The following is a 26,745-nucleotide window of genomic DNA, read 5'->3' as shown; positions in this document are numbered from 1 at the left end:
GACTGCGACTGCGACTGCGACTGCGACTGCGACTGCGACTGCGACTGCGACTGCGACTGCGACTGCGACTGCGACTGCGACTGCGACTGCGACTGCGACTGCGACTGCGACTGCGACTGCGACTGCGACTGCGACTGCGACTGCGACTGCGACTGCGACTGCGACTGCGACTGCGACTGCGACTGCGACTGCGACTGCGACTGCGACTGCGACTGCGACTGCGACTGCGACTGCGACTGCGACTGCGACTGCGACTGCGACTGCGACTGCGACTGCGACTGCGACTGCGACTGCGACTGCGACTGCGACTGCGACTGAAAAAATGTATTATTTCAAACTCATAAGCAAGAAAAAATAACGGATATCCCCCTTAATATTAAGAAAAATTTGATCTTTTTTCTTCAAATACCCACGCTTTTGAAAACATTTCACCAAATATATTTCCTTTTAAAAACACTTTTAAAATATACAACTTAAATATACAACACATTGATTTATAATGATAACATATCTTTCTTCATACTGAAGTCCTCCCAACATCATTCTCTCATTTCAAGTTCTTTGATCAAAATCATTCCTTTGCTCCATTACAAGTAAGGAAGAGGGATAAAATGATTAAAGACAAAACATCTCTTATAAACGCTCTCAAGGACCAAGAGCTTTCGTAACACTCAGAGCGAAAATAATATAATGGTGCCAACCGGTATCTTTATAAAATAAAGATGGTACTCCCTAACGGCTTCTGTATTCATAAAACCTTGTACATTATATTACTCAATGATATTATTCACACGGGTAACATCATAAAATGAATTCGAGCGTGCTGAGAAATATTCACTTAAACAAGCATATATAATGTAACAATACAATGATATTCTGTTTTGGCTGCTCTGCTTTGCATGAAAAACGCAGCCCCATTAAAGAACAAGAGTAACAAAAGCTTGAAGAGCTAGGGCAGCTCCATAATTAAAAAATATTGCTATGAACGCTTTTAAAAACAAAAAAATCAAATAAAAAAGATGATAACGGTAAACACTTGTTTTTACCTTTACGCTCCAAAATGAATCTATGTTCTCATCAAAGATAAACAAAACAGATATAATATGTTCACTCTAATTTGGCATAACATCAAAACGACTCATACAGCACAAAAACATTTTATTTTCTATTACATGCTGCTGTATGAGGTTTGAACGTCAAACAACATCAAAACCACGACCTTCATTAAACCCACACCCCTTCATTGTAATATTGCACGGGTTTTAGAAAAAGCTTTGCGGATCAATATCAATTTGAACCCGAACGGAACTGGGCATTTTGGGTGTCCCGCTAAGCATGGCACGTATAAAACCTTGTATATCAAAAGAGCGCTGTCCTTGCAGCAAAAGCCGAAAACGATAACGCCCCCGAACTAAAGCCAAAGGCGCTTCTGCTGGTCCCATAACCGAGATATTTTTTTCCCGTGGCGCTGCTTGACGCAATGCGCGCGCATAATATTCTGCTTCTTGACGCTGTTGTGCAGATACGATCAAAGAGGCAAGCCGCCCATAGGGAGGCAAATGATAATGCTGCCGTGCCGCAATCTCACGTGTGTAAAAATCTTCTGGTTGACATGAAAGTAAGGCTTTGATGACCGGATGATCTGGTTGATAGGTTTGCAATAATCCTAAACTCTTCAATCCCACACGCCCTGCTCTTCCGGTAACTTGAGAAAGCAGCTGGAAGGTACGTTCACTTGCGCGTAAATCGCCATTGGCAAGACCAAGATCAGCATCAATAACGCCAACCAGAGAGAGCTTGGGAAAATGATGTCCTTTAGCGACCAACTGTGTTCCAATAATAATGTCCACATCGCCATTGGCAATGGCTTGCAATTCGCTGCGCAACTGTCCAATCCCTCCTTTGAGATCTGTTGAAAGGATCAATGATCGCGCCTGAGGAAAAAGCATTTGTGTTTCTTCGGCAATTCTTTCCACACCCGGTCCGCAAGCCACAAGATGATCTAATGTCCCGCATTCAGGACAGGCTTGAGGAAGTGGTTCATGATATCCACAATGATGACATTTCAGTTGCCCTTGCGCACGATGTTCTACCAGCCAACTTGAACAATCGGTACAATGAAAACGATGTCCGCAAATTCGGCATAAAGTCAAAGGTGCATAACCACGACGATTAAGAAAAAGAAGAGCTTGTTCGCCCTTATCAAGCGTTTGTTTTAAAGCCCTTTCAAGAGAAAAGGAAATAAAGCGCCCCTTTTGCACTCCTCCTTGGCGCATATCAACCACCCGCAACTGTGGAAGTGCAACTTCTTTAAAACGGGAAGGTAAATGCACCTTTTGATAACGCCCTTTTAAAACATTGGCTTGGCTTTCAATCGACGGTGTTGCTGAAGATAAAATAACAGGAAAATGCTCAAAAGAGCCCCGTGCAACAGCCATATCACGAGCATGATAAAAAATGCGCTCTTCTTGTTTATAAGCGCTATCATGTTCTTCATCGACAACAATCAAGCCAAGCTTAGGAAAGGGAAGAAAAAGTGCCGAACGAGCCCCCGCAACGACACGCACCCGCCCTTCTGCGACTTGCCGCCAGACGCGTTCTCTACGACGCGGTGTTAAATCGGAATGCCATTCTGCTGCCGCAGCGCCAAAGCGTGCATAAAAACGATCTAAAAACTGCTGAGTTAAAGCAATTTCCGGCAACAAAATTAAAACCTGCTTGTCCCCTTTGAAGGCTTGAGCAACCGCTTCAAAATAAACTTCTGTCTTTCCAGACCCAGTCACACCATCAAGCAAAAAAACTTGAAACTGAGAAGATAAAACACCTTCCCGCAATACTGTTGCTGCTTCATTTTGTGCTCCCTGCAACTGAGGAGGACAAAAATCAGGATCAGGCATTTCCACAAGATCAGGAGCAGGAACCATAACATCTTCGAAAACCCCTAGAGCTTTTAAACCTTCAACAACAGAAACCGAAGTTCCAGCCGCATGCGCAAGACCAGAACGTGTCCATATTTTCTCATCACGTACCAATTCCAAAATCCGTGATCGTGCTGGTGTGAGACGTTCTACATTGCCACCACAATATCGCAAACCCAGCATCTGCGCTTCCGGCTCTAAAGCAGCCGGTACAGACAAAACCAATCGTGCAACAAGACCAAAAGGTGCCATTGTATAGCGACTAACAAAACGCAAAAATGTGATCATTTCTGACTTTAATGGGGGACAATCAAAAACATGAAGAAGAAAGCGTAATTTTTCACGTGCCACATGAGCAGCCCCTTTCCCATCCGCTATTTTTTCTCCAACATCCACAACAAAACCGCAAAGTTCACGCCCCATCACCGGAACTCGAACAAAAGAACCAATATTCACTTCCATAGAAGACGGAACTTTATAACTATAAGGGTGAGCAACAGGAAGAGGAACCAATACGGATACAATCTTTTCCTCTATCATGTTTGAATTCATCTTTTTAACCAATCTACGACCTATTGAGCACCAACAGATCTACAGCTTATCTTTAAACACTCTTATAAAATTCATTGCAGGATTCAATCCCCCCGATCACAACACTTTTCTAACAAAAATTCTTTTTAACACGCATTCCATCACCAAAGTGCCAATATAAAGAACCAATCTCTTCTTCTATAGCAAAAAAACAGCGCCATCCTTCTGTGCAAATAAAGCTCATCACGCATTCAACATGATATCGTAAGTGCGTCCTTCAACAAAGCGATCCCATAGTGTGACTTCTTCCCAATGCACACTTTTATTTTTTTTACTGCCTCATATCTCAATTTATCTTCAACAAACTGATTTATAAAGATATAATCATCATTTTACATATTGTAACAAAAACCTTCAATACGAGAATTTTTTTCGTTATAAACAAATTCTTTGAGCACAGAAAAACTTCATGCATAAAACGCATATTTTCATCAACGGTGTTTTGCGACACAAAAATCCATTCACTGACACGCAACAAGAAAAACTAAATGTAAACCTCGTGAAAAAAGGAAACGTCTTATAAAAATTCTCAAATATCAAGAGCAATCACCAATGGGAAATGAGCACAGTGTATGATAATACTGGCTTATTGCCATAAGCATAAAGATATCATCAAGCAAAGATGCTAAGATACAAAGATGGTAGTGCGAAATGAATCCTACGCCTTATTACGAGCAACACCATGAAATGGACGTGAAAACAATAAGAGAGCTTTCTTTACAAAAAGTAGATACATAATTAATACCCTAGCATTTTTGTTCTTTATATTAATTCTTGCTCTTGCTTTTGCCGTCAACAATAGCGCATAACAAAAAATAGGGTAAAAGCTAAAAAGAAGAGGTTAGAGATGAAGTTTTTTGTGGATAGCGCCAATATTGAAGAAATCCAAGAGTTACAGAATTTAAGTCTTGTTGATGGTGTTACCACCAATCCCTCTCTTATCCTAAAATCAGGACGCAATATTCTTGATGTTACAAAAGAAATTTGTGCTCTCGTTAGCGGACCTGTTTCTGCTGAAGTTGCCGCAACTCAATTTGAAGACATGATGAAAGAAGCGGCTGTTTTAGCAAAGGTTGCCGACAATATTTGCATCAAGCTTCCTTTAACACTTAATGGATTAAAAGCCTGTAAAGCCCTCACAAAAGAAGGATTAAAAACAAATCTCACCCTTTGTTTTTCTGCCAATCAAGCCTTACTTGCCGCCAAAGCAGGTGCGACATTCGTTTCACCTTTTATCGGAAGACTTGATGATTGCGGAAATAATGGCAGTGAACTGCTTCATGAAATACGCACAATTTATGATAACTATAACTTTGAAACACAAATCTTAGCTGCTTCAATCCGTACCGTTAATCATGTCAAAGAAGCAGCACTAAGCGGTGCTGACGTTGCAACAGTTCCACCAACAGTCTTAAAAGCCCTAGTCAAACATCCTCTCACTGATAAAGGGTTGCAAATATTTCTCGACGACTGGAAAAAAACAGGACAAAATATTGTTTAATATCTAGACGTTGTATTGGAAAGATCTTTTGAAAGTAACAAAAAAATCTGTTCCGCCAACTCTTCCGCAACACGTTTTTTTGCATCTTCTTCTGCTTGCATCGTTGCATATTCTTGACGAAGGCGTTCAAAAGAGGCGTTCAGTGTTGCAGTTCCTTTTACAATAAGAGTATTTTTCATATCCTGCAAAGTATAAGAAGCTCTGCTCATAATAGTTCCAACAGAAGATCGTCCCTCTCTCTTTTTATCATAATCAACCTCTATCTGCATCGATTCTCTTGTAAATACGGACGTCTGCAATGCCAATCGATAAGCCGGTAGAGAAGATTTACCCCCATTCCCATACAAAAGAAACAGTAAATGATTGCGCACCATTTGACCAAAACGATCCGAAGGTTCTTCCACAACAATAGAGGCAAGCTTTTGCGCAAGCCCCAAAGAAGCTTGTCCAGAAGGATATGCAGAAGAAGAATTCCCATAAGAAGCAGCATCCATCGCCATTGAACTCTGCAATTCTTGACGGTAAAGCGGCTCAACTTTGCATCCACACAACAGTGTGAATACACCAGCTAAAACGAAAAGAATAAAACTTTTAAAGAACGACATTCACAATCCTTTTTGGAACAACAATGATTTTTTTCATAGGCTTTTCAATCAGCTGCGCCTTTACAAAGTCTAAAGCCAAAACCGCTTCTTTAATCATCGTCTCACTCGCTGTTGCTGCAACAGTCACTTCACCACGTTTTTTACCATTAATTTGCACCGGCAAAGTGTAACATTCTTCAACAATTAATGCGGGATCATAAACAGGCCAAGCAAGCGTAGACATTAAAGTTTCTTCCCCTAAAACAGCATGACATTCTTCTGCTAAATGAGGCATCATTGGTGCAATCATGGCAAGAAAAAAATCCATGGCTTGACGTAAAGAAGCTTTCATTTCATCGTCAACACTTGCTATCCTGTTTAACAACGGTGCCATAATATTCAAGAATTCATAAAGCCGTGCAATAGCCCGATTAAAAGCAAATTTTTCCAAATCATCTTCTACAGCGTGGAGCGTACGATGAGCTGCTTTTGAGAGTTCCAAAGCCGCTCCCTGATGCCCTGCACAAGGGGATATATCCTTTAAAACAGAAGCACTCAAAGCCACATGGCGCCAAACACGCTGGACAAAGCGATGAGCCCCTTCAACACCAGATTCTGTCCAGATAACATCCCTCTCAGGAGGAGAATCTGACAACACAAACCAGCGCACAGTATCAGCACCATAAGATGCAATAATATCATCAGGATCAACGACATTCTTTTTTGATTTAGACATTTTTTCAATCAAACCAATCGTCACTTCACTTTGATCGGTTAATTTATAAGCTTGACGCTTTCCATCTTTTTCAACAATCGAAATTTCTGCTGGAGAAACCCAACCCTGTTCATCCCGATAGGTTTCATGCACCACCATCCCTTGGGTAAAAAGCCCCTTAAAAGGCTCATCGACCGTCACATAACCTAGCAATTTCATGGCACGCATAAAAAAGCGCGCATAAAGAAGATGCAAAATCGCGTGCTCAATTCCACCAATATATTGTTGCACCGGCAACCATTCAGCTGTTGCTTGTTTGTCAACCGGTTCCTGCGCAAAAGGAGCCGTAAAGCGTGCATAATACCAAGAAGAGTCAACAAATGTATCCATGGTATCGGTTTCACGTTTGGCAGGTTGACCACAGATCGGGCAAGCAACATTCTGCCATGTTTCATGCCGTGCAAGAGGGTTGCCCGGTTGATCAAAAGTAATATCCTCAGGTAATACAACCGGCAAATCAGCACGTGGAACAGGGACAACCCCACAAGTTGTACAATGGATCATGGGAATGGGGCACCCCCAATAACGTTGCCGCGAAATCCCCCAATCACGCAAACGAAATTGCACTGTTTTTTTCCCTTGCGGTTGCCCATTGAGCATTTGTTTTTCAAGCCTTTTCGCTGCCTCTTCAAAGGCTTGTTGGGGTGTTAAACCATCCAAAAATCTAGAATTAATCATCACCCCATCACCAACATAAGGGGTTTCAGGTGTGACAAAATCTTCTTTCTCAACTCCTAAAGGCAAAACCACTGGTTTTATTGGAAGGTCATATTTACGTGCAAAATCAAAATCTCTCTGATCATGGGCCGGACAACCAAACACAACCCCTGTTCCATAGTCCATAAGCACAAAATTAGCGATATAAACGGGAATATGCATCGTTGAATCAAAAGGATGCACCGCTAAAAGAGGAGTGAGAAACCCTTGTTTTTCAGCCGTTTCAAGTGCTGCTGTTGTCGTTCCACCACACCGACAATTTTCGATAAAAGCACTCAACGCTTTGTCTTTTTTTGCCAAAGCTTGTGCAATAGGATGATCAACAGACAGAGCCAAAAAGGAGGCACCAAAAAGTGTATCAGGGCGCGTTGAATAACAAACAACCTCATCAAATTTCTCACAAACATCATCAGTATCACCTATCGACTTTAAAGCCCAACGAATCAGCAAACCTTGTGATTTTCCAATCCAATTTTTTTGCATGGTGCGAACTTTTTCAGGCCACTGTTCAAGCTCTTCAAGCCCAGTCAAGAGATCTTCACTAAAGTCGCTAATTTTGAAAAACCACTGGGTTAATTCCCGCTGTTCAACCAACGCACCAGAACGCCATCCCCGTCCATCAACCACCTGTTCATTGGCCAAAACAGTATGATCAACGGGGTCCCAATTCACCTTAGCCACTTTACGCGCAACCAACCCCTTTTGATAAAAATCAAGAAACAGCATTTGCTGGCGGTGGTAATATTCCACATCACAAGTCGCAAATTCCCGAGTCCAATCTATCGAGAGCCCTAATTGTTTTAATTGCCCCCGCATCACTGCAATATTTTGATAAGTCCAAGTTTTAGGGTGCACTTTATTTTGCATAGCAGCATTTTCAGCCGGCATCCCAAAAGCGTCCCACCCCATGGGATGAAGCACATTAAACCCCTTGGCGCGTTTATAGCGTGCAACCACATCCCCCATGGCATAATTGCGCACATGCCCCATGTGAATGCGCCCAGAAGGATAAGGAAACATCTCTAAAACATAATATTTTTCACGAGCATCTTCTTGGACAGTCTGAAAAATTTTCTTTTCATCCCAAATTTCTTGCCATTTTTTTTCTCTCGCCCGTGGATTATAGCGTTCGCCTATCTTATAATGCTCAATCGTCATTCCCATTATACTCTTTTAATAAAACTGAACCAAAAAACTTGTTTTATTATGCTTGACCATGGATTAACCTCATCGTCAACATTTTCGTGAAATATTTCCCTAAGTATTTTATAAAACTTTTAAAAAAACGACCAACTCTTGAACAAAAACGGTAAAGCACAAAAACATGAATACACAAACACCCTTTGATACCCCTTCCATTGAAGCATGGCAAAACCTTCAAAAAGACATTGCTGAAACATGTCAAGAGTTACAACGCCCTGTAGAAGAAATTGAACTTATCGCTGTTTCAAAAACTGTTTCTGCTGTTGATATACGCCCCATTTTACAAGCAGGGCAACGTCTTTTTGCAGAAAACCGCGTACAAGAAGCGGCACAAAAATGGCTCGGGTTACGTCAACAATTTGAAAATATTAAACTCCATCTCATCGGTCCCCTACAATCAAATAAAGCCGCTGAAGCTGTAAAGATTTTTGATGTCATTCAAACGGTTGATCGTGAAAAAATAGCCAAAGTTTTGATGGAAGAAATGCAAAAGCAAAAAAGGCATCTTCCCTGCTATGTTCAAGTCAACACTGGGTTAGAACCGCAAAAAAGTGGTGTTGCACCCCAAGAAGTGATCCCTTTTGTTTCTCTATGCAAAAACAATTATGGACTTGATATCATCGGTCTTATGGGCATCCCCCCTGTCGACGAAAACCCCGGCCCCTATTTCGCATTGTTAGCAAAGCTGGCAAAACAAGCCGGTCTTCCAAAGCTTTCCATGGGCATGTCCAATGACTTCAAAACAGCCTTACAGTTTGGCTCTAATGTCCTTCGCATTGGCTCTGCTTTATTTGGAAAACGCCCTGTGTAAAGCAATTTCCCCTCATATAAATTCATTCCCCCCTTCATATAAATTCCCATTGAAGATTCTACGAACAAGACCAAAACAGCAGAAATGAGAAAAAATATTTCCTTCAATATCAACAAAAGAGCAATTCTAGCAAAAAAGATTCTAGCCCCTCTTTCATCCTGTTAGCAAAATTAGCAAAAAAGCTGGTTTCTCAAATTTCTCACCGGCACATCCACAACACATACAATAACTTCAAATTAGCATTGCAATTTGGCTCTCATATTCTCGCACATTGGCTCTACTTTACTCCCCTCTGACCGCCTCTCCAGCAAAAGCAACATAAAAAATAAATCCTTATATAAAGGCAAAATGATAAGAGGAGCGTTGCGCATGAATGAAAAAACTGTCGCAAAATCACTAATAGCAAAAGAATATTGAATAAGATCATCGCAATGATTTCCATTGAAAATCATGAATTCTCTTAACTTCTCCAACACGCGTACACAATTTCCCCACATGCCAATGGCATAAAGCAGACAAAAAGAGGCTTATGGTTATAATACAGTAACAAAACTCTTTCATGTAAGTCACTTGAGCAAAATAAACATCTCAAATACCCAATAGAGCACCAAGAACCGCGCTAAACAACATGATAGCAATCTATAAGGTCAACGATAGCATAGAGGCTTTCTATGCTCTACAAAGCGTAAAATACGGTCAATATCTGCTTGAAAAATAAAAGAACGAACCCCGTGCATGTAGGCATAACACATACACACAAAACAATAGCAACAAAGCAGATTTCAATAACGATATTCCTTTGTCGTTCTCTTAAACAAAGAGAAAAACTTCAACTTTTCATATACGCAATTTTTCTAAATTTAAACTTTAATTAAGAAAAAACAGGAGATATTTCTTACATATTTAAAATATTGCAAATAATATTATTATCTTTTTAAGAATAAAATTTCATACATACATACCATATATATGATTTATACAGTATTTTTATTGTTATTTTTTAAAATTTATCTTTTACGCTGATATAAAATACATAATAGCCATTTGAAATGTATCATTATGATACTACTTTTAATATAGATAATTAAGGAGAATTAATAGGTCATATAGCGACAAGTCCTTCTTTTGGTCATTCGCACAATTCAAGACCTACTCATGAAATGCATGTAGCGTTAGTGGTTTTGCTAATAACATGTTTTCACACTCCACTCAACTAGCAACTGAGAGAGGACTAACAGGTGCAGCAGGAGGGTATCTGTTTGGAGGACTACAAGGTGCTCTTACAGGTGGAGCTGTAGGTTTTGGAGGGGGACTCATTGGAGGTGCTCTTTATGGCTTTGGACAATCAGCTTGGAATTGTTGGTTCTAATTTATAGAGAATAGCTACAAAGATATCTCTGAAATTAGTAGTTTTGTAAATATATTTGAAAGAATATACCAAAGTTAAATATCTACATCTATGGATAAAATATTTTTCAGGGATATCTATTGCGGATCACCTCTTATAATCAGGATTTTGTTATAATGAATATTCTTTATGAAATCATAAGACTGTTTTGCATTCTCATTGTCGTTATCCCTATATATGCTATTGGTTTAAAAAAAATTGGTGGCTACAGTTGGAAACTATCTATAAAAATAGCCTTATTGTCAGTTATTGTGTTTTTTATTTTTGATAGTTTGTGTAGATACTTCGGTTTATATTAATATTTATCGGATGAGTTTCGAGTATACTGAACAAATTTTTTCATAAGTATTTATTAATCTCATTACTATAACTAGGATTTTGTTATAATGGATATTCATTATGAAATTGTAAGAATGTTTTGCATGTTAATTATAATTACTCCTATAATTGCCATTTCTTTTAAAATATTCAATGGCGTAGGTTGGAGATTGTCTATTATAATGGCATTATCGTCATTTATTATGTTCTTTATTTCTAATTTTTTGCGTAGATATTTCGGTTTATATTAATCTTTATTGAATGAGTTGCGAGCACGCTGAATAAAGTAGCAACGATACTATTAATGAGTGGTTATGATTTATAATGACAGATTTTACTCATAAAATTATTGAATCGCTTATAGTAACATTTTTTTTGGTTTAATATATCTTTTTTATTATAAGTTTATTTATTATAGTTGGAAAGATTATCTAAAAAAATCATTATTAATAAGCTCAATATTCTTTCTTATGAGTCTTTTCTTTAACGATATTGGTTTATATCAACTTTTGAGAAATATTTTATAATAGACATTTTTTAAATGTCTTAGTGTGTTTATAAAAAGCTCTATACCGCAATAGGTTTTGCTATATTTGAGTATCCTAAAAACATAGAATACCCTCTTTAATATCATCACATCAGATTTTAAAAATTGACTATTCTAATCTTTGTCATTTAGTCTAACCTCACAATGAAAAGCTTTTGGGAAAACTCTGCCACAAATATCACCATACAAAAATACAGCGGCAGATTTTCAAAACAATAAAAAGAGGGAAGCATGACTGAAAAAATTTATCCAATATCAGAAGAGATCAAAAAAAATACTTTACTCGACGAGGAAACTTATCAACAGTGGTATCGAGAAAGCATCGATGATCCAGAAAGCTTCTGGGCCAAACATGGTCAACGCATTGAATGGTTTAAAGCTTTTACAAAAGTAAAAAACACTTCTTTTAACGGAGATGTCTCCATTCAATGGTACGAAGATGGGATAACAAATGTTGCCTATAATTGCATTGATCGCCACCTGAAAACCCATGGAGACAAAATCGCGCTTATTTGGGAAGGAGATAATCCTTATCATGATAAAAAAATAACCTATAACGAGCTTTATGAACATGTTTGTCGTTTTGCCAATCTTTTGAAAAGTCGTGGCATTAAGAAAGGCGATAAAGTAACCATTTATCTTCCTATGATTCCCGAAGCAGCCTATGCTATGCTCGCCTGCGCCCGCATTGGTGCTGTTCATTCGGTTATTTTTGCTGGCTTTTCTGCTGAAGCAATAGCAGGACGCCTTGTCGATTGTGAATCAACCTTCATTATTACCGCTGATCAAGGCTTGCGTGGCGGCAAACGGATCAACTTAAAAGACAATGTTGATCATGCTATTGAGATAGCAGCGCGCCAAAACGTGCATGTGGACCAAGTCATGGTTATACAGCGAACTTGTGGACCCATTCAATGGGTAGAGGGGCGTGATTTTTGGTACCACGAAGAGATAGCTCATGCCAAAACAGCTTGTCCACCAGAACCAATGAATGCTGAAGATCCACTTTTTATTCTTTATACTTCAGGCTCAACAGGCAAACCCAAAGGTGTTTTGCATACCACAGCAGGCTATCTTGTTTTTGCCTCGATGACTCACCAATATGTTTTTGATTACCACCCCGATGAAGTTTACTGGTGTACGGCTGATATTGGTTGGATAACCGGTCATTCTTACTTGGTTTATGGACCTTTATGCAATGGTGCGACCACTTTAATGTTTGAAGGCACACCAACCTTTCCTGACAAAGGCAGATTCTGGGAAATTGTCGACAAGCATCAAGTCAATACACTCTACACCGCACCAACAGCTATCCGCGCCTTAATGGGAGCAGGAAATGCGTTTGTTGAACACTCAAACAGAACATCGTTGCGTCTCTTAGGCACGGTAGGAGAACCGATTAATCCAGAAGCATGGGAATGGTTTTATCATACAGTTGGAAATGGCCGTTGTCCGATTCTCGATACATGGTGGCAAACGGAAACAGGAGGGCATATGATCACGCCCTTGCCCGGTGCAACACCCCTCAAAGCAGGATCGGCCACACGTCCTTTTTTTGGTGTTCAACCCCAAATTGTTGATGCCCAAGGCAATGTTTTAGAAGGTGAAGCAGAAGGCAATCTTTGTATCAGTGATTCATGGCCTGGACAAATGCGCACACTTTATAAGGATCATGAACGCTTTATTCAAACTTATTTTTCCTCCTATAAAGGAAAATATTTTTCAGGCGATAGCTGTAGGCGCGATAGCGACGGTTATTACTGGATCACAGGACGAGTTGATGACATTCTCAATGTCTCGGGGCACAGATTAGGAACCGCTGAAATTGAATCAGCTCTTGTTTCTCATCCCGCTGTATCAGAAGCAGCTATTGTGGGTTACCCGCATCCCATTAAAGGACAAGGAATTTATAGTTTTGTGACTCTCATGGAAGGAACAGAGCCAAGTGAAGAATTGCAAAAAGACCTTATCAAGCATGTGAGACAAGAAATAGGCTCTATTGCCATATTGGATAAAATTCAGTTTGCTCCGCAGCTTCCCAAAACACGATCAGGGAAAATTATGAGACGTATTTTACGAAAAATCGCTGAAAACGATTTTGATACTCTCGGAGATATTTCAACCCTTGCTGAACCACAAGTTGTTGAAGATCTGATTGCCAACCGACAAAACTAAAAAACAGGACGGAATACAACATACGGTGGTTTTTGTTTTTCTGCTAAAATTATCTCAGCATTATTACGAAAACCACCGAGGAGAATAAAAAACAAAACAATTCATGAAAAGCTCAATCATTCTAACAACAAACGCTTTTCTTCATGACAGGTAAGAAATAATTTAAGCAAAAACCTCAGGATTGGGATGCGAACAAGAATAAGAAAGTAAGATAAAAAGAGCAACATAGCTTTTTAAAATCACCCAATGTCCACTCAATGCAAAAAAAGCCTCTGAGTAAGAAGGAAAAATAGTTCTGATGTTTATGCTAGAATCCCTTTGAAATTCCTGCTAAAATCATAAATAAGGCTAAAAAAAGAAAGTATAAGTGATAATATTCTTGAGCAAAAATATTTATCTATAACGAGGGTGTATAAAAAATATTGAAAACCATGAAATCTAAAATAAACAAGCTTACAACAAAAATCTAAAGCAATGAAAGTAAGAGTTTTTAGAATAAATGATGCAATATAAAATCAGGAGTAATAATAAAAAGTGATTCATTTTGAAAATGTCGGCCTACGCTATGGAATGGGCCCTGAGGTCCTTCGTGATATTAGCTTTCATATTCCTCCTGGATCATTTCAATTTCTCACAGGTGCCTCTGGAGCAGGGAAAACGTCGCTGATGCGTCTTATGTTTTTGGCACTCAAACCCACCCGCGGTCATATTGATCTCTTTGGAACAGACACAGCATTGCTCAAACGACAAGAGCTCCCTGCGCTGCGACAACGTATCGGTGTGGTTTTTCAAGATTTTCGTTTACTCGACCACATGACCACTTATGAAAATGTCTCCTTACCTTTACGCATTAAAGGACAAGAAGAAGCAACCTATCGCAGTGAAGTGGAAGATCTTCTCTGTTGGGTAGGTCTTGGAGATCATATTCATGTTTTACCACCGGTTCTTTCCGGTGGAGAAAAACAAAGGGTAGCCATAGCACGCGCACTCATTGATCAACCCGAAATCCTCCTTGCGGATGAACCAACAGGGAATGTCGATCCGCCCTTGGCAAAACGCCTCCTCCGTTTGTTTATTGAATTAAATCGTTTTGGAACAGCTGTTATCATTGCCACCCATGATATAGCCTTAATGGAACAAGTTGCAGCACGGCGTATGCTTCTCCATAACGGACGGATGACGATTCATGAATAAATCTTTCCCCATTTTTATAAGCAATAAAAAAAACACAACAGCGATTATTCCCAGTGGTAATATTTCTGGAAAAGCACTCGTTGCCGTGATTGCTATTATGACATTTCTCTCAAGTCTCACCTTAATCGGTGTTGATTTAGTCCACCGTGCGGCCAAAAATTGGAGCAGTCAAATTAGCTATGAAGCAACAATACAAATACGCCCCATTGACAATGTTGATATCAACAAAGCACTCCGTGATGCCGTACAATTGGTTAAAACATTTTCTGGTGTACAAGATGCAAAAATTGTTGACCAAAAAGCCACAGAAAAGTTACTGGAACCATGGCTTGGAACAGGTTTTAATATCAATGAACTACCTCTTCCCCGCCTTATCATTGTCACTCTAAAAGAGGATACAGAAATCAATTTTGCAGCTATTAATCACGCCATTAAAACCCAAATTCCAGGAGGTCAATTTGATGATCATCGTGTTTGGGTTCATCGTTTTGCAACCATGGCACACACCACTGTTTTCATTGGTTTTTCAATTTTAGCATTGGTTCTAGGCTCTCTTATTCTTACCATCATTTTTGCCACCCGCAATGCATTGGCAGAAAATGCACATATTATCAATGTCTTATATTTCCTTGGTACTGAAACTCTTTTCATTGCGCGCCAATTTGACTGGCATTTTTTTAAAACTGCGCTGCGTGGTGCTTTATATGGTGGTCTTACAAGCATATTTCTGTTTTCAGCCTTTTGCTTCTGGACGAATTATAACTTGGGAAGAGTAGAAGCCAGCCAAGTAACAGCTTTGTTTGGACATCTTTCCATCAGTTCTATCCCTTATGGAAAAATCATTCTCCTTATTATTTTCGTTTCTTTTCTCACCACCCTTACAAACCGCATGACTATTTTAGCGCAACTGAAAAAAATCGATCAATGTGAAAACGGTTTATTTTAATTTTATGACTCACAACACTTTCAACTCATTGACGCAAAACAATTTAGAACGCCCTCTTCCAAAACGGGCACACTATCGTTGGTCTATGCACTTCTTATTTCGTTATTTTCCACCGACAACCCTTACTCTTGCAATCACTGTTTTCATTTTCTGGGGTGGTTTCATTGTTTTTTCTGAAAAAACCGAACGTCTCTATCCCCCAACCCCTCTTCCCAAAGCCGATGCAATCATTGTGCTTACAGGCGGAGAAAACCGAATAGAGGCAGGACTTTATCTCTTACAAAAGGGGCTTGGTTCACGTCTCCTCATCAGTGGTGTAAACACCACAACCAATCTGAAGGGCTTTATGCATAACATGCATATTACCCCACGGCTTATCTCCTGTTGTATTGACATCGGGCATCAAGCGACTAACACCAGAGGAAATGCTAAAGAAAGCGCCGATTGGATCAAAAAACACCACTATAAAACCCTTTATATCGTCACCCATGATTACCATGTGTGGCGCTCGATGCGAGAACTTAAATATTTAATGCCTGATATCCATTTCATTGCCTATCCTGTTAAAAAGAACAATGCTGAAAGCGCAATACAACAGATCAATCAAATCCGCATTCTTATATTCCAATATATTAAAACGCTCCAAGTCTATATCAGAACCGCATTCTAATCTTTATCCTTCTGACTTTTTAAAAACCTTACCACCCACGAACCGCTTCATACCCTTCCACACGAGTTGCCTCTATAAAATCTCGACAGAGCTTACCCTCATACAACACAGAGTACCCCACAATACATGTATCACTGTATTGCACATTCACCCAAGACATCTCTTACATCCCAAACATATCTCACAGCGCGGATCTGTACATACCATCTCAATATATAAGCTCTTGTAAATAGAGTGCCCAGACAGCCATAAGATCTCCAGACTTGTCATAAAAATTTATTGATACCACCCTCTTTACCCTTCATAAAAAATGCAAACCGCCTCACCCTATATTTTGCCACCCCCCAAGTATTACGATAGCTCTTAAACCTCTTGGGATGATTGGTAAGAGGCATGCATTACGCCTTTCTTAAACACGAACATACCAACCTCGTATGACATGCAAAAAAATAATTTTAATAGATTTAAAATAAGAAAATTTATAATACTTAGATTTCTCATTCAACAGAGAGAAGATTAAACTATCATTATAAGTCAATATATTAGTAACAATCTCTTATTCTAAAAAGCATCTTCTTAAGAGCATTTTAGATCACAGACAGGAATAAGCTCAAAACGCACACCGCTACAAATACCCCACGTTTTTTATCGCAATCTTTTTTGAAATCATTTCGCTCTCTAAGATCACTTTTTGTCTGGTTTCCTCCCCAAAAAAGAACGAAAATTTTTAAACTCTATTGATCTGTAAACAATAATAACTCAGCTTCTTGTCTAACGCGTTCTCCCTGCTCACTTCAATATCAGAACACCTCAAAAGACAGATTTCATGAGAATTGTCATTTCCTCTCAACATCTCAAAAGGCGACGATTCTTATTAGCAACGATTTGTAAACAATCCACTTTCTCTGGACATGTTCCTCTCAGCTTCCCCATTTATATGGTTTACTCACATAAAGCTCGATAAGAAAACCCTGCCTGAGAATATTCATCACTGCCGCTAAAGCTCATGCGTCATAATTTTAGCGACCTCACTGCCTAAGGTGCTTTATCACATACAATATATTGATTTATAATGAAATTTATTACGCTACAACTTGAATGAGAGCTCTCAATATCATCAGACTCTCTCATTTCAAATCTGTTCTCTATTGAATCAATCAAAACCATTTTCTTGCACATCACATAGGACTTGCACATCACAAAGGAAGAGAGCCTGCGCAGCGTAAAACTGTACAAGAAAGACATGCCTCTTATGAACCGTTTCAAGTGCCAAGGGCTGTCACAATACCCACGAGCTGGCAAGGTGTGTGATAGTGCCAATTTGTGACGACTCAACACTTTTTTACCGCACAATGGATAACTTAACCTTTTCAGTTTCTCTCACTTCCAATTTTGGCAGGTTGCGCACAATTTTCATTGTTTCCAAGCTTACAGTAATAACCCGCTGAAACAATTCCAATGGATAAGCTGGATTACCCACCGTTTCAACAGCATAGCGATTGGCATCATTAACAAGTCCGCTCGCTTTATCCGTTTTGACAACCTGCCGTTCCATAACCCATTCAAGAGCAGACCTGCCACTCACCACATACTCATAAGCCTCAAGAGGAATATTCTGCATCGTGATATGCGCATTATAAACCACGGTGCTTTTGTCAATAGCACCACGCTTACCAGCAAATTTCATTGCTTCAACACGATAAAAACTCTTCTCATCAGAAATCACCCAAGTTCTTGGATCACCCTGTTTATAGGTAACGGGATAGGGTTCAACCTCTTCATAATTCATATGCAAATCACCAAGCTTTCGCCCCGCTGTAACAAAAGCCCAAAAATCCTCTACCTTTTTAACTGTTGGGATACGTGGCAATTCTTTAGACAGATTATGCGCATAACGCGCACGATAATCTTCAGAATGCAAAATCCCATAAACATAATAAAACAAATCATCCTTTGTTATCATTTCGCCAGGATAAGCTGCCTTAAAATAAGCCAACCCTTCATCCGTGAGTGCATCACGCCGCTCTAAACCAGTTTCTTTGCTTTCCTCTGCAAAATTTGCAAACAAATGAACCTGATCCCCCTCCTTATTTTTCAAGGATACAATATCTTCATAAACATACCTTGGAAAACATTGACTAGCAGTCATTACATTAAGATCAGGTATGTCTTTAGTCATTAGGATAGAAAAATCACTTACTCCTATCCCTGTAATTTGCATCACCTTGTTTTCAAATGTTTTTTCTAAAGGAAAGATACGCGACATTTGGTAAATCATTTCATTAAAAGCACGATTATAATAGAGCCACTGTCGTGCAAAAGGACGGTATGAACTCTGAATAAGGCACGTCTCTTTAAGTTCAAAAACCTTTCCTTTAGCTAATTGTTGTTTAAGTGCACGGCTCCAACTAATCTTTTTGGCATCCGTGTTAACAAAACCGTTCACAGCATTCGCACGCGCCTTGCGATCAGCGTGAGTGTAGGCATTATTAAAACGCTCTACTTCACTGTTATAAAAAGTAATCATATTATTCATATTATTGGCTAGAGCTTCACAACTGAAATTATATGTCCAAGCATCACGACCAGTTTGTATACCACGAGAAAAATTTTCAAAAAGCCTTTTATCACTGCCCTTCTTATCACCTAAGGCTAGAAATTTTTCAAAATCATTGTTGCGCTGATCCAGCCAATCACCATGCTCATCTGGTGTAATTATCTGCCAGCCATGTTCACGCTTAATGCCGCCAACACTACCCAACCGCTGAAGTGCACATAGTTTCTCTTTTGTCGTGAGATTATCACCAATATCGTAATAGTGAATTTTACAATGTTCCGTAACATTTGGATTTTTAACAAATAGTGTCACAGCGATTCCTGTCATGCTTCCACTGCCGAAAACATTTTGTCCTTCTTGAGCAGCTCCTCTGCTCATCATATTTTTGCGAATATCTCCCCGTAAATTGAAAATATAAATGCTGGAAAATTCCTCACACAACTCTTTTCGTAAACCACTCATAGAACATCCATTGATAAAACCTGCATTTGTTACAAAGCCAATAACACCACAGTCTTTGATGCGATCACTTGCCCAGCGAATGGCACGAATATAACTGTCATAAAGTCCATTAACATTGCTTGCTTTAGATTGAGCGGCATAGGTTTCACGAATGCGACAATCCAATTTAGGATAGGCAATATTTTGTGCATTGTCGTTTTCACTTTTTTGCCCAGAAGAATAAGGGGGATTACCAACAATAACACGAATATCCAATTCCTTTTGGCGTGAACGACGAGTGCTGTTATCCACCAGCAAATCACTGATCAGGTCTTTTTCTTGCTCATAAAGCTGAAATGTATCGGTTAAACAAATTCCCTCGAACGGAACATAATCGCCCCCCATCAGACCATGATAGGTCATCTCAATATTAATGGCTGCAATATAATAGGCTAAAAGCATAATTTCATTGGCATGAATTTCACGAGAAAATTTGTGCTTCACTTCTTCTGGCTTTATCAAACCCGATTGTAAAAGCCGTGTGATAAAAGTCCCCGTTCCTGTAAAGGGATCCATGATGTGCACACCAGATGAACCAAGCGTTTGCCCAAATTCTTGCTCTAAGACATCATTGACAGAGTGCAAAATAAAATCCACAACCTCGACGGGGGTATAAACAATGCCTAGTTTTTCTACAGTGCGTGGAAAAGCATAACGAAAAAACTTATCATAAAGCTCTACAATCAACCTCTGTTTTGCTTTTGGATCCGTAATGCCACTGGCTCGTAATTTTACACTTGCATAAAATTTCTCGAGATCTTTGGATTCCTTATCAAGATTTGCCTCATCAAGTACATCAAGCATACGCTGCATAGCACGCGAGACAGGGTTCTCCCGTGTGAACTGATAGCCTTCAAACAACACCTGAAAGACAGGACGCGTGATAATATGCTGTGCCAACATCTCAATCGCATCAGCCTCTGTAATCGCATCATTTAAATCATCACGCAGTTCTGCCACAAACCTGTCAAAGGCTTGACGTGCCTCAGTATTTGGCTCTGCCAGAATACCTGTTAAGCGCATGATATGATTCTTAGCAATTTCAGCAATATTGCGCGCCCAATCTTCCCAATAATCACGTGTCCCACATTTCTTGACGATCTTTGCCAAAATCGCACGAGAAAGTTCATCCACTGGGAAAGAAAGCTCCTCGTTTACCTGCTCTGTAAGAAAGTAATCATGCTCCAGACTTCCAATGCCCAATCGTGCGGGTTGTGAGCGAACCGGAAAATTGTCTACAACAGCAGTAACAGCCTTTAACTCAGTGCTCTGTGTGACACCAATAATCTCAATCACATTGCTAATATCTTGCCCGAGAGATGCCTTATTAATCGTCGCATCGAAACGATCATCATGCGCACGCAAAGCATTTAAAATTTGCCAGATAACCCGATATTTATCATTATTGTTCAAAGCCTGTTCCACTGGAATCCCAGAGGGAATACCAATTGGCAAAATGACATATCCCATCTTTTTGCCCTCAGAGCGACGCATCACCCGCCCAACCGCTTGCACAACATCAATCTGGCTTTTGCGTGGATTTAAAAACATGATCGCATCAAGAGCCGGAACATCCACCCCCTCAGACAAACACCGAGCATTGGTCAAAATACGACAAACATCCTCACCACTATCAGCTTTCAGCCAGTCAAGTAATGCACCACGATCCTTCGCATTGAAAGTGCCATCAACATGCTCAATTTCACACTTCAGAAAATGCTCATTTTCTGTATCCTCTTTCGTATAATCAAGATATTCTCTAACAACCGCAGAAAATTCATTACACACCAATTTAGAACTTTGAATAGTTTTACAAAACGCTAAAGCACGATGCATAGGATATAAATCCGTACCAACATCAGCCTTCATATTTTGTTTTGTCAACGCCTTATAACAGCCAATAATCTTCGTTGCATCATCAAGAACAAGCTCAGAATCGCTATCACTAAGGCGCTTCTGAACAGCGGAACTGACCAATTTTTCGTCCATTGCTAAGACAATAACCTTATAATCTGTTAAAAGATCATTTTGTACTGCCCATGAAAACCCCCGATAAAAAAGTGTTTTACCAAAAAGCTTTTCATCATCCATCGAAGCAAGAACGGCATTGGCTTCATTCGCGCGACTTTTTGCGTTATCACCAAAAATACGTGGTGTCGCTGTCATATAAAGGCGCTTCTTGGCACAAATAACATCATTGGAATGCACCTTAACAAAATTGGATTCATCCTCGCCCACCAGCGTTGCCCCTGTTGTACGGTGCGCTTCATCACAAATGATAAGATCAAATGTTGGCAAACCATAGTTTTTCTGAGCTTCCGCAACCACCTGAATGGATTGATAGGTTGCAAACACTACGGTCATCTTATCTGCAACACTCTTCGCCACCTGTTCTGCAAGTTTAGCAGCATTAGTTGTCGCCGGAAAAGCAAGATCAAACACATCAATTTCAGCAACATCATCACTATTTTTACGACGCTTTCCCACTTGTGTATCGGAACAAACAGCAAAAGATCTCAATCCGATCCCTGCATCCGTTGTCCATTCACGCACCGTCTGTGACATCAGCGCCAAAGAAGGAACAAGAAACAAAACAAACTTGCCTTCACCCGCCAAATCCTCAGCAATTTTAAGACTGGTAAATGTCTTACCAGTACCACAAGCCATAATAAGCTTCCCCCGATCTGCTTGAGCAAGCCCAGCACGCACATCACGCAATGCTTCCAATTGATGTGGACGCAGCTTCTTTTTATCCTCCAAAACAACTTTGCCTTTAGCTGCAAAAGTTTCCCAACGGATCGGACTTTGTTGTATATCGGAAAGATTAATCCGTATAACAGGAATATCCTGCCCCCGTATCATTGTTTCAGCGTTATCACTCCAAGCACTTTCAGTACTATCTATAATCACACGCCGCTTGAACGGAGCTTTCCCTGATGCCGAAATAAAACTATCAATATCTGCTTTTCTAATCCGATAGGCTGCATCATAAAATTTACATTGGATTGCTGCAAATCCCTCTTCATCACGAAGCTTTGCCACAAGATCAATACCAGTATCCCGACCATCCCAAGCATTTTCACGAGCCCAATCTTTAAAGGTTTGAACCCTTTCATACTGATCAAACTGAAGAGGATCATGTGTCAGATAAGCAAGAGCAAAACGCTCAAAATACGTACCTTTGTCTCGTTCAGTACGCGCTTTATCACGATAGGTCTGTAAAAGCGATTGTAGCGTCGTCATGCTTTTCTCCCTATTAAAAACATCTTCAATTATCGAATCTAGACCTATTCATTAATGCCTCTTGTTCTACCCAAAAAACTTAAAAAAAGCTTAAAATTGCTTGATTTTAAGACATTTCTTCTATGCTTAATTAAATCAACAAGAGAGAATCTGTTGATCCTTTTGAGTATCCCCCAAATCATATGATGCATTTATTGATGTCTATATCCCTATGGAAATAAACGGTAAGGCGAGATGATTTTGAAAATATTTTTTGCCTTTTGTTAAGAATACAAAATAAAGTGCGCAATAATTTTAAGATTTAGCTTAAGAATGAGAGGGGGAAAATGGATAGGACACCTGCGAACACACAAGACACCAAGGAAGAAACTTCACACACAAAACAGCGCATTTTACAAGCGATAATGCATATAATTTTACTATAATACGCAAAATATTAGTCATGATATTCAAATTTTTGATTTTTGAAATATTTCTTTGTCTTTTGTTCTTCCGTAGACTAATTATTCGCTTCTTATACTTTATAGCGGGTGGTTTTAGAATTCTTTTTTATATGTACAATATATTGATTTATAATGATAATATAGCGTTATTCATATTGAATTAGAACTCTGAATAACGTAAGATTCTCTCATTTCAAATCTGTTTATCTTGAATCAATCAAAACCACCCGCTTGCACATCACAAGCGGGATGAGTGTGTGGAGAAAAACTGTACAAGAAATGACTAAAAATGGCTCTTATGGACCGTCTTAATGCAAGGTCTATCGCAACACCCACGAGCTAGCAAATATAATGATAGTGCCGGCTTATTACTTCATAAGCGTAAAGATGGAGGTGCTCAATAGATTTACCATGAACAGCGTCGCAAAATAGGCTTGGATACCTTGAGAAAGGTTTCTTTAAAACAAGAGTGTCAATGTGCAACACAATGGCGCTCTGTATCGAACTTGTAGCAGAAGGGAGAACACCATACCAACTAGACATACCATTGCTCATCACTAGCGCCATTATGTTCTTTAGCAGCATAACTGCAGCTTGGTATTACGATGCTCTTACTTCATCTCACACCTGCTGAATATGAGCTTATTCTTTTTCAATAAATGAAAGCCCTCTTCATTCATACATCATTCAAAATAAGAAGCTATCCGCCTCTCAAACTTTTTGTTGTCCTCACCAAACTCATGAAATCAAACCCGCATCTCACGGAATTAATTCTTAAGATCGCGCCCCCCCTACCGAGTATCTGACGGCATCCTTACCCTAGAAACTCAAATGGCTTGTTTATCCTTCAGCTCCAAAATCATGAAATAAGGCAGAAAAAAGCGATGCCTTAAACAAAATATTCTAAAGAAAGCTAAGTTACTCGCATAAAGGAACAGAAAACGGCTGTATCTTAGGTCACATTTTAAAACCTGAGCATGATCATTATTTATTTGCATAAACCTAAACACCTATAATTTGCACCACCCTCTGCAAAACTAAAAGTGAGAAATCCTCATAACCTCTTTTCCAAAAATCTTAAAAAGACTAAACGAAACCTCTTAAACTGCTCAGCTATCTCGATACCAGTTCATTTTTTTTGGAAGAATGGAGGTTTAAGCTGTTTTTGGCATCAACCTTCTTTTTTGTTCTTTTGTTTATTAGCAGATATACTATTCACTTCCCCCGCCTCTTTTTAGGTTAAATCTTAAAAATCGTCGCGCAGTATATTTCATTTGTCCTCCTCTTCACATCTCAAAAGACGAGAATTTTTAACAAAATTCAGTCTGCAAGCAATCTCATTCTAACAGGTTCTATTTAATTTCTCCTTAATAGGATTTACTTCCACAAGACTCGAACAGAAAGATTTAAAATATTCATCATGCATTCTCAAAACATTTAATGCCTCAAGAAGGCTTATATGCCTACCATATCTCACATGATGTGGTGCGCTATAAAACGCTCACCTCTAGTGGTACGCTCCACTTAACAAACAAAACGTTTTCTAAAATAGAGCAGCCAATAATGCTAAACTTTTCTCATCCATGTTTCGCTTATAAACGCTTCATCCAAGTGGAAAGCATCACGAACAAACATGACCCAATTGATAACGTCTAATCGCGTGAAAGAGCGACAACAGGGTCAAGCCGTGAAGCTTGCCGAGCTGGAGAAAAGCCAAAACATATCCCAATGAGGGTTGAAAAAGTAAGAGACATAATGATCGATTCAAGTGTATAAACCAAATGGATAGGTGCCTTAAACAGAAGAAATAAGCCACCGATAGAAAGCCCAAGCAAGATCCCCAAACCACCACCAATCACACAAACCAAAATCGCTTCAATAAGAAATTGCTGTAAAATATCACTTTGCCGTGCACCCACTGCCATACGCACGCCGATTTCATTGATCCGCTCAGAAACAGTGACCAACATAATATTCATCACCCCAATCCCCCCCACAATCAGGGAAATAGCTGCAATTGAAGAAATTAAAAGTGTTAAAATATTTGTACTCTCCATAACACGTTCACGGAAAAATTCAGAATTTCTAATAAAAAAATCCTCCCCGCCATGCCGCATAATGAGGAAACGTTTTACCATGGTCTCCGCTAAATGTGAATCAATATCATCAGCAATCCTAACAATAATTGCACGAACTTCTGTTGTGCCAAGAAAACGTGTCTGCACTGTTGTATAGGGCAAATAAAGCTGTAAGGTATTTGATATATCTCCACTTGCATTATTTTGCGAATCAACAACACCAATAATACGCGCAGGAACATTCCCCACATGTACCACCTTTCCAAGGGGGCTTTCATGGCTATGGGGGAAAAGAACAGACAATGCTTCTTTCTCGATCACGAGATCAACCGCCCGATCACGTACACTTTTTTGATCAAAAAACTGTCCTTTGAAAACTTTGAGCCCCTGTGTCTGAAAAAATTGTTCTCCCACCCCCGCAATGACGGCATTGACTTCAACTGCACCAAAACGCACTTTCGAGCTTGCTGAAATCTGTGGTGTTACACCAGAAACATAAGGTAATCCAGACAAGGCTTCTGCATCAGCTTCAACCAAACTGGTTATTTTTTCTGCTTGTGGATCAGAAAAACTTTTCCCAGGAAAGATTGTCAAGGTATTAGAGCCCAAACTTTTAAAATTTTCCAGAATTTTCTCTCGTGTACCATTCCCTAAAGCTACCATAGCAATAATCGCCCCAATACCGATAATCACTCCAAGCATTGTTAGAAAAGTCCGCATGCGATGTGCATTCATTGCCAACAGAGCCATCACAAACGCCTCACGGAATCGCTCAACAAAAGAACGAAAAAAGCCCAGTTTTTGTTGGCCTTTTAGATTTTGTTGTTCCTGAAGAGATTTTTTACCAACTTTTGTTTTTGCAACCCTTGACCGCTTATCGGCAATAATTTCCCCATCACTGATTTCGATAATACGCTCTGCTCTTTCAGCCACCTGCATATCATGGGTTACAATGATAATAGTACGCCCTTCTTGATGAAGTTCATCCAAAATATGCAATACTTCTTGCCCACTCTTTTTGTCCAATGCACCAGTTGGTTCATCTGCAAGAATGACCTCCGCATTATTCATGAGCGCCCGAGCAATAGAAACACGTTGTTGCTGACCACCGGAAAGCTGATTTGGACGATGATTTATCCGATCACCCATGCCCAAACGCGTTAAAAGATCCTGTGCACGCTTTTTTCTTGCTTCCACGGCACATCCCGCATAAATAGCCGGAATTTCAACATTACCAAGAGCTGTTAATTCATTCAACAAATGGTAGCGCTGAAAAATAAAGCCAAAATGATTACGTCGCAAAGCGGACAACTCATCCGCAGAAAGAGAAGCTGTTTCTTTACCAGAGATCCAATAACGGCCAGAAGTTGGACGATCAAGACAGCCTAAAATATTCATCAAAGTAGATTTACCTGAACCAGAAGAACCTACAATTGCTACCATTTCACCACGTTTAATGGTAAGGTTAATGTTGTGCAAAACGGTAACAAACGTTTCTCCCGCAGGAAATTTTCGCACAATATTTTCCAAGACGAAGACAGCATCTTCTTGATTTGTGTTCATAC

12 protein-coding genes and 1 pseudogene are annotated in these 26,745 nt (G+C 39.6%); 8 read left to right on the top strand and 5 right to left on the bottom strand.

Going from position 1 to position 26,745, the window contains the following annotated elements; genetic code table 11:
* Nucleotides 1-1,262 precede the first annotated feature (1,262 nt).
* Entirely contained in the window at nucleotides 1,263-3,470 is a 2,208-nt protein-coding gene (locus ACFILW_RS07125; RefSeq protein WP_375645942.1) for a primosomal protein N', read from the bottom strand.
* Nucleotides 3,471-4,356: 886 nt separating this feature from the next.
* On the opposite strand from ACFILW_RS07125, the gene fsa reads away from it, so the two are divergent.
* Nucleotides 4,357-5,010, top strand: coding sequence for a fructose-6-phosphate aldolase (fsa, locus tag ACFILW_RS07120; RefSeq protein ID WP_375685424.1), 654 nt, complete (start codon nucleotides 4,357-4,359; stop codon nucleotides 5,008-5,010).
* Here fsa and lptE read toward each other — a convergent pair.
* Complete coding sequence (gene lptE / locus ACFILW_RS07115; RefSeq protein ID WP_375622525.1) at nucleotides 5,007-5,615, bottom strand: LPS assembly lipoprotein LptE; 609 nt, start codon at nucleotides 5,613-5,615, stop codon at nucleotides 5,007-5,009. The two genes, fsa and lptE, sit on opposite strands and share 4 nt — an antisense overlap.
* Nucleotides 5,602-8,244, bottom strand: coding sequence for a leucine--tRNA ligase (leuS, locus tag ACFILW_RS07110; RefSeq protein WP_375685425.1), 2,643 nt, complete (start codon nucleotides 8,242-8,244; stop codon nucleotides 5,602-5,604). Before leuS ends, lptE begins: the two co-directional genes overlap by 14 nt.
* Before the next feature lie 166 nt (nucleotides 8,245-8,410).
* Here leuS and ACFILW_RS07105 point away from each other — a divergent pair, with 166 nt between their 5' ends.
* The 6 genes from ACFILW_RS07105 (at nucleotide 8,411) to ACFILW_RS07080 (ending at nucleotide 16,358) form a co-directional block, all read left to right on the top strand.
* Nucleotides 8,411-9,100: a YggS family pyridoxal phosphate-dependent enzyme gene (locus ACFILW_RS07105; protein ID WP_375666211.1), complete on the top strand. Its 690-nt coding sequence runs from the start codon at nucleotides 8,411-8,413 to the stop codon at nucleotides 9,098-9,100.
* A gap of 1,192 nt (nucleotides 9,101-10,292) precedes the next feature.
* Entirely contained in the window at nucleotides 10,293-10,469 is a 177-nt protein-coding gene (locus ACFILW_RS07100) for a hypothetical protein (RefSeq protein ID WP_375622521.1), read from the top strand.
* A gap of 1,135 nt (nucleotides 10,470-11,604) precedes the next feature.
* Nucleotides 11,605-13,548 (top strand): acetate--CoA ligase, encoded by a 1,944-nt coding sequence (gene acs, locus ACFILW_RS07095; RefSeq protein ID WP_375685423.1) that lies wholly within the window; start codon nucleotides 11,605-11,607, stop codon nucleotides 13,546-13,548.
* Between the two features lie 534 nt (nucleotides 13,549-14,082).
* Nucleotides 14,083-14,742, top strand: a complete 660-nt coding sequence (gene ftsE / locus ACFILW_RS07090) for a cell division ATP-binding protein FtsE (protein WP_273723097.1) — start codon at nucleotides 14,083-14,085, stop codon at nucleotides 14,740-14,742.
* Entirely contained in the window at nucleotides 14,735-15,688 is a 954-nt protein-coding gene (locus ACFILW_RS07085) for a cell division protein FtsX (RefSeq protein ID WP_375622516.1), read from the top strand. The genes ftsE and ACFILW_RS07085 overlap by 8 nt, the downstream gene beginning before the upstream one ends.
* 4 nt (nucleotides 15,689-15,692) lie before the next feature.
* The gene (locus tag ACFILW_RS07080; protein ID WP_375622514.1) at nucleotides 15,693-16,358 is read left to right on the top strand and encodes a YdcF family protein; all 666 of its coding nucleotides are present in this window, start codon (nucleotides 15,693-15,695) and stop codon (nucleotides 16,356-16,358) included.
* Nucleotides 16,359-17,700: 1,342 nt separating this feature from the next.
* On the opposite strand, the gene ACFILW_RS07075 is transcribed toward ACFILW_RS07080, so the two are convergent.
* Complete coding sequence (locus tag ACFILW_RS07075) at nucleotides 17,701-22,659, bottom strand: DEAD/DEAH box helicase (RefSeq protein ID WP_375685422.1); 4,959 nt, start codon at nucleotides 22,657-22,659, stop codon at nucleotides 17,701-17,703.
* A gap of 732 nt (nucleotides 22,660-23,391) precedes the next feature.
* Here ACFILW_RS07075 and ACFILW_RS07070 point away from each other — a divergent pair.
* Nucleotides 23,392-23,602: pseudogene (locus ACFILW_RS07070) on the top strand (integrase); the annotation flags it as partial.
* Nucleotides 23,603-24,754: 1,152 nt separating this feature from the next.
* Here ACFILW_RS07070 and ACFILW_RS07065 read toward each other — a convergent pair.
* On the bottom strand, nucleotides 24,755-26,743 hold the full coding sequence (locus ACFILW_RS07065; protein ID WP_375622508.1) for a MacB family efflux pump subunit: 1,989 nt from the start codon (nucleotides 26,741-26,743) through the stop codon (nucleotides 24,755-24,757).
* Nucleotides 26,744-26,745: the final 2 nt, after the last annotated feature.

It is taken from the genome of Bartonella sp. TT110JLCBS, from assembly GCF_042193405.1.
Lineage (GTDB): Bacteria > Pseudomonadota > Alphaproteobacteria > Rhizobiales > Rhizobiaceae > Bartonella.
This window is presented reverse-complemented; position numbering and strand designations above follow the sequence as displayed.

Excerpts from the sequence above, each read along its gene's own strand:
- ACFILW_RS07125 (WP_375645942.1), bottom strand. The coding sequence starts at position 3,470 with ATGAATTCAAACATGATAGAGGAAAAGATTGTATCCGTATTGGTTCCT.
- fsa (WP_375685424.1), top strand. The coding sequence starts at position 4,357 with ATGAAGTTTTTTGTGGATAGCGCCAATATTGAAGAAATCCAAGAGTTA.
- lptE (WP_375622525.1), bottom strand. The coding sequence starts at position 5,615 with ATGTCGTTCTTTAAAAGTTTTATTCTTTTCGTTTTAGCTGGTGTATTC.
- leuS (WP_375685425.1), bottom strand. The coding sequence starts at position 8,244 with ATGACGATTGAGCATTATAAGATAGGCGAACGCTATAATCCACGGGCG.
- ACFILW_RS07105 (WP_375666211.1), top strand. The coding sequence starts at position 8,411 with ATGAATACACAAACACCCTTTGATACCCCTTCCATTGAAGCATGGCAA.
- ACFILW_RS07100 (WP_375622521.1), top strand. The coding sequence starts at position 10,293 with ATGTTTTCACACTCCACTCAACTAGCAACTGAGAGAGGACTAACAGGT.
- acs (WP_375685423.1), top strand. The coding sequence starts at position 11,605 with ATGACTGAAAAAATTTATCCAATATCAGAAGAGATCAAAAAAAATACT.
- ACFILW_RS07085 (WP_375622516.1), top strand. The coding sequence starts at position 14,735 with ATGAATAAATCTTTCCCCATTTTTATAAGCAATAAAAAAAACACAACA.
- ACFILW_RS07080 (WP_375622514.1), top strand. The coding sequence starts at position 15,693 with ATGACTCACAACACTTTCAACTCATTGACGCAAAACAATTTAGAACGC.
- ACFILW_RS07075 (WP_375685422.1), bottom strand. The coding sequence starts at position 22,659 with ATGACGACGCTACAATCGCTTTTACAGACCTATCGTGATAAAGCGCGT.
- ACFILW_RS07065 (WP_375622508.1), bottom strand. The coding sequence starts at position 26,743 with ATGAACACAAATCAAGAAGATGCTGTCTTCGTCTTGGAAAATATTGTG.